Annotated in this window: 12 protein-coding genes; 5 read left to right on the top strand and 7 right to left on the bottom strand. The window is 73.5% G+C overall.

Annotation, left to right across the window (positions count from 1 at the left end; translation table 11 throughout):
* Window positions 1–56: 56 nt before the first annotated feature.
* Window positions 57–1037: a ricin-type beta-trefoil lectin domain protein gene (locus ABZ312_RS12195; RefSeq protein WP_500329363.1), complete on the top strand. Its 981-nt coding sequence runs from the start codon at window positions 57–59 to the stop codon at window positions 1035–1037.
* Window positions 1038–1147: 110 nt separating this feature from the next.
* On the opposite strand, the gene ABZ312_RS12190 is transcribed toward ABZ312_RS12195, so the two are convergent.
* Together ABZ312_RS12190 and ABZ312_RS12185 are read right to left on the bottom strand one after the other, a co-directional pair.
* Window positions 1148–2068, bottom strand: a complete 921-nt coding sequence (locus tag ABZ312_RS12190; protein WP_500437496.1) for an SIS domain-containing protein — start codon at window positions 2066–2068, stop codon at window positions 1148–1150.
* Window positions 2069–2236: 168 nt separating this feature from the next.
* Window positions 2237–3025 (bottom strand): DeoR family transcriptional regulator, encoded by a 789-nt coding sequence (locus tag ABZ312_RS12185; RefSeq protein ID WP_500329361.1) that lies wholly within the window; start codon window positions 3023–3025, stop codon window positions 2237–2239.
* Window positions 3026–3156: 131 nt separating this feature from the next.
* Here ABZ312_RS12185 and ABZ312_RS12180 point away from each other — a divergent pair, with 131 nt between their 5' ends.
* Entirely contained in the window at window positions 3157–3990 is an 834-nt protein-coding gene (locus tag ABZ312_RS12180) for a class II fructose-bisphosphate aldolase (RefSeq protein WP_500329360.1), read from the top strand.
* 60 nt (window positions 3991–4050) lie between these two features.
* Here the strand turns inward: ABZ312_RS12180 and ABZ312_RS12175 are convergent, their stop codons facing one another.
* The gene (locus ABZ312_RS12175; protein WP_500437494.1) at window positions 4051–4809 is read right to left on the bottom strand and encodes a site-specific integrase; all 759 of its coding nucleotides are present in this window, start codon (window positions 4807–4809) and stop codon (window positions 4051–4053) included.
* 149 nt (window positions 4810–4958) lie between these two features.
* Here ABZ312_RS12175 and ABZ312_RS12170 point away from each other — a divergent pair, with 149 nt between their 5' ends.
* Window positions 4959–6236, top strand: a complete 1278-nt coding sequence (locus tag ABZ312_RS12170) for an MFS transporter (RefSeq protein ID WP_500437492.1) — start codon at window positions 4959–4961, stop codon at window positions 6234–6236.
* Window positions 6237–6670: 434 nt separating this feature from the next.
* Entirely contained in the window at window positions 6671–7552 is an 882-nt protein-coding gene (locus ABZ312_RS12165; RefSeq protein ID WP_500437490.1) for a GNAT family N-acetyltransferase, read from the top strand.
* A 39-nt stretch (window positions 7553–7591) separates the two neighbouring features.
* On the opposite strand, the gene ABZ312_RS12160 is transcribed toward ABZ312_RS12165, so the two are convergent.
* The 3 genes from ABZ312_RS12160 to ABZ312_RS12150 all read right to left on the bottom strand — a co-directional run bounded on the left by ABZ312_RS12160 (window position 7592) and on the right by ABZ312_RS12150 (window position 9877).
* Entirely contained in the window at window positions 7592–8080 is a 489-nt protein-coding gene (locus tag ABZ312_RS12160) for an ATP-binding protein (protein ID WP_500358947.1), read from the bottom strand.
* A 64-nt stretch (window positions 8081–8144) separates the two neighbouring features.
* On the bottom strand, window positions 8145–8858 hold the full coding sequence (locus ABZ312_RS12155; protein ID WP_500437488.1) for an SDR family NAD(P)-dependent oxidoreductase: 714 nt from the start codon (window positions 8856–8858) through the stop codon (window positions 8145–8147).
* Window positions 8859–8962: 104 nt separating this feature from the next.
* Window positions 8963–9877, bottom strand: a complete 915-nt coding sequence (locus tag ABZ312_RS12150) for a LysR family transcriptional regulator (protein WP_500358946.1) — start codon at window positions 9875–9877, stop codon at window positions 8963–8965.
* A 203-nt stretch (window positions 9878–10080) separates the two neighbouring features.
* On the opposite strand from ABZ312_RS12150, the gene ABZ312_RS12145 reads away from it, so the two are divergent.
* Window positions 10081–10701: a TetR/AcrR family transcriptional regulator gene (locus ABZ312_RS12145; protein WP_500329353.1), complete on the top strand. Its 621-nt coding sequence runs from the start codon at window positions 10081–10083 to the stop codon at window positions 10699–10701.
* Between the two features lie 65 nt (window positions 10702–10766).
* On the opposite strand, the gene ABZ312_RS12140 is transcribed toward ABZ312_RS12145, so the two are convergent.
* Complete coding sequence (locus tag ABZ312_RS12140; RefSeq protein WP_500329352.1) at window positions 10767–11210, bottom strand: VOC family protein; 444 nt, start codon at window positions 11208–11210, stop codon at window positions 10767–10769.
* Window positions 11211–11452: the final 242 nt, after the last annotated feature.

The raw sequence follows: 11452 nt of genomic DNA, 5'->3' as shown, positions 1-11452 counted from the left end.
AGGGCGGACGCGCGCCCTACGCTTCCGCGCAGATTCCCGAGCCGACAGGAGACCACGTGCCTCCCCATCCCGATCCACGGGACCCCGAGGTTCTCGACGGGGCCACGCCCCGTTTCGCGGACACCTTCGCCCGACGCCCCTCGCTGCCGCACCGGCGGCTGCTGCCGGACAGGCGGGCGTGGAGCGTTCTGGCGACCACGTCGGCCGTCATCGGCTGCGCGGTACTGGTCGTGCCCTTGATGGCACGAATTGACGTGCTGCCCGACGGGGGCGGCAAGGGCGACCCGGTGGCGGCCGTCCAACCCAGCGCTTCGCAGAGCGGCGTCCTGCCGGCGTCGCCCGGCACGAACGGAACCAAGGGCTCCCCCGCCGGGGGCGGCAACGTCCCGCCGGCCTCCGGGCCCCGGGGAGGCACGAACGGCGGCGGCGCGGCGGGCGGCACCGGCAGCACCGGAGGCGGCCTTCCGGCAGTGGGCGGTGAACCCGGCAGCACCGGAGGCGGCGGGAGCACCGGAAGCGGCGGGAGCGGCGGCGGTTCGGCCACCGGCGGCGGTTCGGCCTCCGGCGGTTCCGGCGGCTCGTCGGGCTCCACATCGGGTTCGTCGGCCGGCCAGCCCACACCCAGCAAGACGCAGCAGCCCGCCATCGTGCCCGGCGTGCGGATCCGCAGTTCGCAGAGCGGCCGCTGCATCGCCGTCAGCGGCGCGAAGAACAGCACCGGCCGCGACGGCGCCCGGCTGCAGATCCAGGACTGCGACGGCGGCGCCTGGCAGAAGTGGGACTTCCGCTCCGACGGGACCGTACGCGCCTTCGGCATGTGCATGGACCTGGCCGCCGCCTCGTTCACGGACGGTGCGGTCATACAACTGGCCCGCTGCAACGGCGGCTGGGCCCAGCAGTTCAGGCTCAACACGTCCAGCGACCTGACGAACAAGAACAAGTGCGTCGACGTGGTCGACAAGGGCACGGCCGCCGGCACCCCGCTCCAGCTGTGGACGTGCTACGGGACGAAGAACCAAAAGTGGTACAAGTCCTGACAAACCGCACATGACAAACCGCACGTGATGCCGTCCCCGCCCCTCCTCGGGGCGGGGACGGCGTTCACGTCACGGCGGACGGGGTCGGGGGTCGTAGGTCGGCCCGCCCGTCAGCCCCGGCCGTCCGCCAGCACCACCGAGCGCGTCAGGTGGCGGGGCGCGTCCGGGTCGAGGCCGCGTGCGGCACCGAGCGCGGCGGCCAGCCGCTGGACGACGACCAGGTCGGCGAGCGGGTCGCGCCCCAGGGCCACCAGGCGTCCGCCGGTGCGGGCGATCTCCCCCGCCAGCCCGGCCGGGAGGTCCGCGGGGTCGCCGAACCACCAGGCCACCCGGCCGGGCCCGGTGACGCTGATCGGGCCGTGCCGGTACTCCATGACCGGGTACGCCTCCGTCCAGGCGCCGGCCGCCTCCCGCATCTTGAGCGCCGCCTCCTGCGCGACGCCGTAGGCCCAGCCGCGGCCGAGGAAGGTGAACTGCTCGGTCTCCAGCAGCCCGTCGGGCAGCGGCGCGGCGAGCGCCGCCTCCGCCTGGGCGGGCAGTCCGGTCAGGTCCTCCCCCAGCAGGGCGCGCAGCAGGACGAGTTCGGTGGTGGCGAAGCGCGTCTGGACGACCGAGGTCTCGTCGGCGAAGTCCAGCACCACCGCCGCGCCGGCCAGCTCCATGACCGGGGTGGCGGGATCGGCGGTGACCGCCACCGTGGGGGCGGTGCCGCGCAGCCGGGTCAGCACCTCCAGCACCTCGGTCGTCGTGCCGGACCGGGTAAGGGCGACGACCCGGTCGTACGCCCGGCCGGCCGGCATCTCCGAAGCGGCGAAGGCGTCCGTCTCACCCTGCCCCGCGGTCTCGCGGAGCAGGGCATAGGCGTGCGCCATGAACCACGAGGTGCCGCAGCCCACCACCGCCACCCGTTCACCGGCCCGGGGCATCACGGCGCGCCACGCCGCCGTCTCCGCGTCGTCCGCGAGCCCGATGGCGCGGCGCCAGCACTCCGGCTGGGTCCGTATCTCGGTCTCGGTCCTGCTCTCGCTCATCGATGGACTCCGTCCCTGTCCGGCGGCCCTTGACACCGAGCACGCCCGGTCGAGCATCATGTGTGAAGTTGCTCGACCCTAGCAATTTTCCTGCAGAAAATTGCATGCAGCTTCATACGGTGGCGGGACGGCGGAAGGGGGAGACGGCCGGTGCGACGGCAGGCCAGGTCAGGCGCGGACGACTTCCACGCCCGCCGCCGCGAAGGGCTCGGTGAGCGCGGTCGGGGCGTCCCGGTCCGTCACCAGGACGTCGACCTCCTCGACCGGGCAGATCCGCGCGAAGGCACGCTTCCCCAACTTGGAGGCATCGGCGACGACCACGACCCGCTCGGCGCGCCGGGCGAGCGCACGGTTGATGCTCGCCTCGCCCTCGTGCCGGGCCGCCGCGCCATGGGTGACGTCGATGGCGTCCACGCCGAGGAAGACCAGGTCGAGGGTGAGCTGCGCGAGGAGTTCCGCGGCCAGCGGCCCGATCAGCTCGTACGAGGCCGGCCGGGCGACACCGCCGGTCACCACCAGCTTCACGTGCCGCCGGACGGCCAGTTCACCGGCGATGTTCAGCGCGTTGGTGACGACGGTCAGCGCGGTCTCGGTGCCGCTGTCGCCGAGGTCGGCGCGCGCGGCGAGGGCGCGGGCGACCTCGGTGGTCGTGGTGCCGCCGTTGAGCCCGACCACCGTGCCCGGCTTCACCAGGGCCGCCGCCGCCCGGGCGATGCGCTCCTTCTCCGGGGCGTTGCGGGCGGCCTTGTAACGCAGTGGCAGGTCATAGGCGATCGCGTTGATCACGGCGCCGCCGTGGGTGCGGGTGACCATGTTCTGCCGGGCCAGTTCGTCCAGGTCGCGCCGGATCGTCGCGGCGGACACCGCCAGTTCGGCTGCTGCGGCCTCGACCTCGACGCTCCCGTCGCGGGTCAGCATCTCCAGCAGCGCGCTCCATCGGGCCTGTGGTCCCGCCATCTCCTCGCCCCCTGTCGGTGGGTGTGCCGGCCCGGCGCCGCGCCCACGCGTGGCAGCGCACACTTCTGCGCCTTTTCCAGGTCGAACCATCATCTTCGCTCAACATCATTCCATCGAGAGGTCGCCGCGTCATGCCGCTGGTCCCCACCGCCGAACTCGTCCGCGCGGCGCACGCCGACCGGCGCGGGATCGGCGCCTTCAACGTCATCACCCTGGAGCACGCCGAGGCGGTCGTCGCCGGCGCGGAGGCGGCCGGACGCCCCGCGGTCTGCCAGATCAGCGAGAACGCGGTCCGTTTCCACGGTGGTTCCCTCGCCCCGATCGCCCGCGCGACCGCCGCGGTGGCCGAGTCGGCCGCGGTCCCCGTGGGCCTCCACCTCGACCACGTCACCGACGAGGCCCTGCTGCGCCGTGCCGCGGACTGCGGCTTCGGCTCCGTGATGTACGACGCGTCCACCCTCCCCCACGAACGCAACGTCGCCGCCACGCGCGCCGCGGCGGACTGGGCGCACGACCACGGTCTGTGGCTGGAGGCCGAACTCGGCGAGATAGGCGGCAAGGACGGCGTGCACGCCCCAGGGGCCCGCACCGACCCCGACGAGGCTGCCGCCTTCGTGACCGCCACCGGGATCGACGCCCTCGCGGTCGCCGTCGGCAGCTCGCACGCCATGACGACCCGCACGGCACGGCTCGACCACGACCTGATCGCCCGTCTCCGCGGTGCGGTGACCGTCCCGCTGGTCCTGCACGGCTCCACCGGCGTCCCCGACGACGAACTGCGGCGCGCCGTCGCCGCGGGCATGGTCAAGATCAACATCGGTACGGCACTCAACATCGCCTTCACCGGCGCGGTGCGCGGCTTCCTTTCGGCCGACTCCGCCACCGTCGACCCGCGGCGCTACCTCTCCTCCGCGCGCACGCAGATGGCCGCCGCCGTCGAGAGCGCCCTGCGGGTCCTCGGCTGACGCAGGACGCAGGACGCCGGACGCTGGTCGGCGGGCGGCGGGCGGCGGGCGGCGGACGGGTCAGCGCCGGCCCGCCGCCTGGAGTTGGCGGAGCGTCCAGCCGCGCCCCCGCACGTCCAGCGGGCGCGTGGCGGCGGTGAACAACTCCGCGGCGCGCCGGTAGGAGAGCCGCCCGCGGCCGGTGCGGAACAGCGGCCCGTCGACCCGCCCGAGGGCGAGCAGCGGCAGCAACCGGGCCGATCCGTCCCCCCAGCGCAGCGGCACCCCGGTGCTCCGGCGGGTGCGGCGGTCCGGCAGGTCGAGGTCGCCGACGTCCAGCGCGAGCAGCCGTTCGATGGTGGCCCCGGTCTCGTGGAGCAGATGCCAGAACGCCTGCTCCCGCAGCGGCGCGGACAGCCGGAGCACCTCACGCACCTGGTCGGCGCCGAGTCCGGCCCCGGCTCGGCGTGCCTTCGGCACGGGCAGCGCCCGCAGGTCCTGCGTGGGGTCGCCCGACAGCCAGCCCTGCGCACGCCACCACGTCACGGCGCTGCAGAGCACCGACAGTTCACGGTTGGCGGTGCGGGCACCGACCGCCGCGGACCGTGCCGTGAAGGCCTCGCGTAGCCGCCCCGCGGTACCCGGTGCGTCGAGCAGGGCCAGCGGTACCGCCGGGGGCTCGGCGTTACGGCGCCCTCCGCCGACGGGCAGGGGGCGGTCGACGAGCCCCCAGGCCCAGGTGGCCAGCGCGATCCGGTAGACCCGCCGCGAGCCTGCGCCCAGCCCGGAGGCGGCGAGGAAGCGGTCGACAGCGACGGCGTACTCCACCGGCTGGGTCATGCGACGCCCCTCCCCTGTCGATCCCGAGATCGACCGCAGTAAATCACCCTGTGGTGTGAACTGCTGCCATCCTAAGTTGATTCGACCCGACTCAATAATTTCTTTCGCGGGCCTGGCGTGTCGCCGCGCGCCCCTTGCACGCTGCGCCCATGGCATTCGATCTCCACCCCGCGGTCCTGCGCGAACGCGACTTCCGGCGCTTCTTCATCGGCTACACCACCTCGTTGTTCGGATCGTCGATGGCGTCGGTCGCGCTGGCCTTCGCGGTCCTGGAGACCGGCGGCGGGGGCACCGAGCTCGGCCTGGTCCTCGCGGCGCGGATCCTGCCGCTGGTGCTGGTCCTGCTCGCCGGAGGCGTCCTCACCGACCGGTGGGGCAGCCGGCAGGTGATGCTCGCCGCGGACGTCACCCGCTGCCTCACCCAGGCCGGCCTCGCCCTGGCCCTCCTCGGCGGTGATCCGCACATGGTCACGCTGATCGCGCTGGTCGTCGTCTGGGGCGCGGCCGAGGCCCTGTTCACCCCGGCTCTCGACGCGCTCGTCCCCCGCATCGTGCCGGGTGACGCGCTCTCCGACGGCAACGCGCTGCTCGGCGTGGCCCGATCGGCGGCCTCGATCGCGGGCCCGGCGATCGCGGGCGTCCTGACGGCGGCCGCGGGCGCCTCCGCGGTCCTCGCCGTGGACACCGTGAGCTACGGGGTGAGCGTCGTGGCCCTGCTCCTGCTGCCGCGGACCGTCCGGGCCGCGGGGCCTGCCTCGTCCTTCGTCGCGGAGCTGCGCGAGGGCTGGACGGAGTTCCGCTCCCGGACCTGGCTGTGGGTCACCTCGGTCCACGTCTGCCTGTTCAACCTTTTCGTGTGGGCGCCGTTCCTCGTCCTCGGGCCGCTGGTCGCCCAGCGGAATCTCGGCGGGCCGAGCTCCTGGGGCCTGGTCATGGCCCTGTACGGGGCGGGAGCAGTGGCGGGCGGCGTGGCGATGCTGGGGCGCCGGCCCCGCCGGCCGCTGTTCGTGGGCACGGCCGCCACCCTGGGCTGGGCCATGCCGTCGGCCGCCCTCGCCACCGGGCGGCCGCTGCCCTGGATCTGCGCCGCCGCGCTGGCGGCCGGAGTCGGCTCGGCCGTGTGCGGCACCCTCTACGCCACGGCCACGCAGTCCCAGGTGCCGCCAAGTGCGCTCGCCCGGGTCAGCGCCTACGGCACCTTCGGCGCCTTCGCGCTCGGGCCGGTGGGCCTCGCGGCGGCCGGTCCGGTGTCCGTCCTGTTCGGCGTCGCGGGGGTGCTGGGCTTCGGTGCGGTCTGGCAACTCGCGGCCGTGGCCCTGGTCCTGACGCTTCCCGCCGTACGGGCGGCCCTCCCGCGGCCCGGGTCGACGGCCCCGGCCCCCGGCGGGGAGCAACAGGGCGTGGGCAGCCCCTCCCCCTCGTCCTGAGCCCTGCGGGGCCGTCAGGGGCGGTCGTGGGTCATGTGCGTCACGGTCGAGGTCGGGGTCACGCTGCGCCGGTGAACAGCGGCGTGCGGCGTCCGGCCGGACGGGGGCAAGGTGCAGCGTGAGCGTGTCGACCGCCCGGCGTCGAGCGCCGGGCCGATCGTGACGCCGCCGGCCATGAGGACGACGTCGAGGTCGTCACCGCGGAGCTCACGCGCGGCGGCGAGGCCGTGACGAAGCCGTCGAGGGGGACCGCGAGGTCCCGGGCTGCCGGATCCGAATCGGGTTGCCGTCGACCTGCGGGAACCGTTAGCGTCCCCCGGCCGACCGGGTGTCACCGGCCGGCTTCGTCGACGAGGAGGTGTGCGGCACATGTGCAGGAGTGCCCGGCAGTCGGTCCCGCGTTCCCTTTCCCACCTCCTCACGACGGAGACACCTTGTCCATGCGCATCACCCCACTGACCGACCCCGCTCACGGCCCGTCCGGCTACCGGCTGGCGTGGCTGGCGAGCGACGCGGACGCGATTCCTCTCGGATCGGCGTTCCTGCGCCTGTTCAGCGGTCCCGGGCAGGAACACCTCACCGAACTGAAGCTCCACGTCCATCCGGTCGAGCGGCGCCGCGGCGTCGGCTCGCGGCTGCTCGCCGCGGCCGTGGCGGCTGCCCGGGCGGACGGCCGGCGTTGCGTCATCGCCCAGGCCGAGGCCGGTTCGCCCGGCGACCGTTTCCTCCTGGCACGGGGTTTCCGCAGGGCCCTCGCGCTGACGTTCGCCCGGCTCCCGATGGCCGACGTGGACATCAGTGCCCTCGGTGAACTCGTCGAGCGTCCGCACCCCGGATACCGGCTGGCGTCATGGCACGGGACCGTGCCCGATGACCTCGCCACGACGTTCGCCGCGTCACGCCGGGCCATGGACGACATGCCGATGGACGACGTCGCCTACGGCACGGTGACCTGGGACGTGGACCGGGTCCGTGCTGCCGCCCAAGCCGTCGAGGCGCGAGGGGAGTTGCTGCACACCGTGGTGGCCGTCGACGATGCGGACGGCTCCATCGCCGGGTTCACCGAGCTGGTCGTCCCGGGCGACGGCAAGGGCGACGGCCAGCACTACGGCACCGCAGTCCTGCCCGAGCACCGGGGACACGGCCTGGGGCGGTGGATGAAGGCCGAGTCGATCCGGCAGGCGCGCGAGCGCCACCCCGGACTCGACGGTCTGCTGACCGACACCGCCGACGGCAACCGGCCCATGCGGAACATCAACGACGCGCTGGGCTACCGACCCACGCACCAGGCGATCGAGTACCAGCTCGACCTGTAAGGCGCCGGGACGGGGCGCGGGCTCCTCCCTCGCCCCGTCTCAGACGAGCTGCAGCAGGCAGCCCGCCGTGAAGACCGCGACGAGCAGAAGCGCGGCGAAAGCCGTCGTCAGCGCGACGCATGCCGCCTGGTCGCCGCCTGCGCCGCACCGCCGGGGGCGGTCCAGGGGCAGGTCGGCCCAGCAGACACCGGCGCCGGGGCGGACCGTCAGACCGTGGTCCGACGCGAGGGCGGCGACGATCGGCAGGCCCCGGCCGTGTTCGGAGGTGCCGTGCGTGACGGCGTTGGTGACCAGCTCGGAGACGACCAGGAGGGCGTCGTCCGCGGCCTCCTCCGGCACCTCCGGCAGGTCCAGGGGGCTGCGCACCTGACGCCGCTGGGTGCCGAGCTCGCGCGGGCCGTGCCGGACGGGGAAGCACAGGACGGCGTCGTGCACCCGCCCGTGGCGCAGCCGCCACGGGCGGGGCGCCGCGGGCAGGACGTCCAGGAGTCGTTCCAGGCCGTAGCTGGTCCGACGGCCGGTCGGCACGCCACGACCGGCGTCCTCCGCGGCGGAAGGCCCTGCCTCCCACCACGGCGGAGGCCGGCGCACGTCAGCGGCCCGCGCTCTGGCCGCCGTCGACCGGGAGCACCACACCGGTCACGAAGGGCGCCCTCTCCAGGTACAGGACGGCCTCGACGATGTCGTCGATCTCGCCCATGCGTCCCACCGGGTGCAGGCCCGCCAGCATCTCGTGGGTCTCCACCGGGTGCATCGGGGTCTTGATCGTCCCCAGCGCCACCGCGTTCGCCCGGATGCCCTGCGTCGCGTACTCGGTCGCCAGCGCCTTCGTGGCCGACTGCAGGCCGCCCTTGGTCAGGGACGCCAGCACCGACGTCACCTTCGCGTCCGGCTGGTCCCCGAGGCTGCTGGAGATCTGGACGACGTGTCCCCCGCCCTGCTGGAGCATCCGCTCCACCGCCAGCTGCGTGACGCGGAAGAAGCCGTCCAGGTTCACCGCCATCACGGCCCGGTAGTCCTCCTCGGTGTACTCCGTGAACGGCTTCGCCACGAAGATCCCCGCATTGTTGACCAGCGTGTCCACCCGGCCGAACCGCTCCACCGCCGTCGCGATCACCCGCTCCGCGGTGTCCCAGTCGGCGATGTCCCCGCGCACCGCCGCCACCCCCGGGTCCGCCGACTCGCCGATGTTCCGCGACGTGGCCACCACCGCGTACCCCAGCTTCCGGTACGCCTCGACCAGACCGGCACCGATGCCCTGCGACGCACCGGTGACGATCGCGACCTTCTGACCTTCAACGCTCATGACCTGCTCCCGACGGATGGGGTGTGGACTGCGCCGGCGAAGTAGCCGACCGGTCACCTATAACCGCGAGGACCGAGCGACAATTCCGGCATACCGCCAAAAATCTATCGCTTGTAGGGATCGCCGTCGGGGAGCCAGACGTCCGGGCCGTGGATGCCGAGGTCGCCCACGCCCTCGGCCAGGGCGTCCACCACGGCCAGCACCGAGTCGCGGACCTCGTCGGCGCGCCACACCAGCGACCAGGTCCAGTAGACCTCGGGCGCGATCACCGGCCGCTTGACCAGGTCCGGAGGGAGCGGGGTGGTCTGGCCCTTCGGGGAGTTGACGACCGGTCCGCGGCAGCGGCGGACGTGGTCGAAGAATCCGCTGCCGGTGATACCGCCGTCGGAGATACGGATCGTGCGGGCCCCCGTGTCGGCGGCGAAACGCTCCGCGTAGACGTTCCACGACTGCCAGGTGGTGGTGTCGTCGTCGAGGAGGACGACGGTGTCCTCGGCCCGGACGGCACTGGTGTCGTCGCCGGTGGAGACCGCGTAGAGCAGGTCCGCGCCCAGGAGCCGGGACCGCAGGCCGCACCGCTCCAGGTCCGCCGTCTGCACCCAGCAGATCGCGAGGTCCAAGCCGCCCTCGGCCACCCGGGCGGCCTGGGTGTGGGAGGGCCCGACCCACGCGTCCACGTGCAGCCGGGCCACCGCGGACGCACGGGCCGCCAGGTCGGCGGGGAGCCAGTTGGTGTAGCCGAGCCGCACCGCCTCCGAGCCGGCCAGCTGCTTGGCGCGGCGCCCCACGTCGTCGGCGCGCTCCAGCAGCGCCCGGACGTGCGGGAGCAGCGCCGAGCCCGCGGGGGTGATCGACACCGACCGGCGGTCGCGGTCGAAGAGCCTGACCCCCAGGTCGCGTTCGAGCGCCTTGATCTGCTGGGACAGCGAGGGCCCGGCGATGAGGAGCCGTTCGGCCGCCCTCCCGAAGTTCAGCTCCTCGGCGACCGCGACGAAATACCGAAGTTGACGCAGCTCCACGCCGCCATGCTAGGGCCTGGCCTGCCGGATCTCCGTCACGGGGGGCGTGTGGGAGTCGCAGCCTCGCAGCAGGGAGGAAACCGGTCCTGGCGCACGTCCCGCCGGCGCGCCCACGATGGGGGCCGGTCGGAATTCCCGACCGGGACAAGTAGCGGGACCGGCCGGTCGACGACACAATAGTCGATCGGTCGTATACTGCTGTCATGGGACGCACAAGTGATGCCAGGGAGAAGATCATCACTGCCGCGCAGACGCTCATCGAGCAGCGCGGCTACTCCGCCCTGGGGGTGGCCGAGATCTGCAAGGCGGCCGGGGTGCCCAAGGGCAGCTTCTACTACTTCTTCGAGTCCAAGGAAGCCCTCGCCCTGACCGTCATCGACGAGCACTGGGCGGCGCAGAGGCGCGACTGGACCCGCATCCTGGGCGCCGCCGAGGCACCGCTGGAGCGGCTGCGCAGGCTGTTCGAGGCGACCGAGGAGAGCCAGCACGCGGGGCAGCAGTCCTGCGGCACGGTCTCCGGGTGCATGTTCGGCAACCTGACGCTGGAGATGAGCAACCAGACGGAGTCCATCCGCGGACGGCTGCAGGAGATCTTCGAGACGCAGGTCGACATGATCGACGAGGTCGTCACCGAGGCCCGCGAGCGCGGCGACGTCACCGTCGCCGACACCCACGCGGCCGCGGCGTCGATCGTCGCCCAGCTCGAGGGACAGGTGCTCTTCGCCAAGCTGTACAACGACACCGGGCGCCTCAGCCCGCTGTGGACGAACTGCCTCGCCATCCTCGGCGTGACCGGGCCTCAGAAGGCCGTCGCCGCCGTGTGAAGGTTCCGCACCACGGGCGCGGCGCGCGACCGCGGTGCGGCACCGTACGGCACCAGGGGCGGAGGTCAGCGGCCCGGCAGCCGCTCCGTAATCTCCTGGAGCACCCATTCGTTGCCGTCGGGGTCGCTGAACGACGCGAAGGAGCAGTAACTGCGTCGCTCCGCGTCGGGGCCGGACACACGTCCTTCCGTCCCGGCACGGTGGAAGATCCCTCCGGCGTCGTGGAACGGTCCGGCCACCTCGACCCCGCGTCCCACGAGTTCCTCGCGGGCGGCGACCACGTCCTCCACGATCAGGTGGAGGCCCTGGACCGAGCCGGGCGCCGCCGAGCTGACCCCGGTGCCGAAGATGACCGAGCAGGGCGAGCCGGGCGGGGTCACCTGGACCACGCGGAAGTCCTCGCCGGTGGTGAGGTCCGCGTCCAGCCGCCAGCCGAGGCCCACGTAGAAGTCCTTGGCCCGGTCGACGTCGGCGACGGGCACCACCACGACCTCGAGTTTCATGTCCACTGGGGTTGCTCCTTTCCCTTGCCCCGTCCGGCGCGCAGGGGCGCGCCGGACGTCCACGGTCCCGCGGGGATGATCCGTACCCCCGCTCCCCCACGGGCGGACGGCGCGGACCGGACGGCCACCGCGTTGGCGGTGCGGGCAGCGCTCGGTCGTGTCGTCAAATGAGCGCCGGCCGCCCGAAGGGCGGGCCCAGCGGCGTCTGGTGCGGTGCATCGCAAGGCGGCGAGTCGTCCTCGTAGTGG

Source organism: Streptomyces sp. NPDC006207 (assembly GCF_040613835.1).
In the GTDB taxonomy this organism is placed as follows: domain Bacteria; phylum Actinomycetota; class Actinomycetes; order Streptomycetales; family Streptomycetaceae; genus Actinacidiphila.
This window is presented reverse-complemented; position numbering and strand designations above follow the sequence as displayed.

Excerpts from the sequence above, each read along its gene's own strand:
- ABZ312_RS12145 (WP_500329353.1), top strand. The coding sequence starts at position 10,081 with ATGGGACGCACAAGTGATGCCAGGGAGAAGATCATCACTGCCGCGCAG.
- ABZ312_RS12170 (WP_500437492.1), top strand. The coding sequence starts at position 4,959 with ATGGCATTCGATCTCCACCCCGCGGTCCTGCGCGAACGCGACTTCCGG.
- ABZ312_RS12155 (WP_500437488.1), bottom strand. The coding sequence starts at position 8,858 with ATGAGCGTTGAAGGTCAGAAGGTCGCGATCGTCACCGGTGCGTCGCAG.
- ABZ312_RS12190 (WP_500437496.1), bottom strand. The coding sequence starts at position 2,068 with ATGAGCGAGAGCAGGACCGAGACCGAGATACGGACCCAGCCGGAGTGC.
- ABZ312_RS12175 (WP_500437494.1), bottom strand. The coding sequence starts at position 4,809 with ATGACCCAGCCGGTGGAGTACGCCGTCGCTGTCGACCGCTTCCTCGCC.
- ABZ312_RS12180 (WP_500329360.1), top strand. The coding sequence starts at position 3,157 with ATGCCGCTGGTCCCCACCGCCGAACTCGTCCGCGCGGCGCACGCCGAC.
- ABZ312_RS12185 (WP_500329361.1), bottom strand. The coding sequence starts at position 3,025 with ATGGCGGGACCACAGGCCCGATGGAGCGCGCTGCTGGAGATGCTGACC.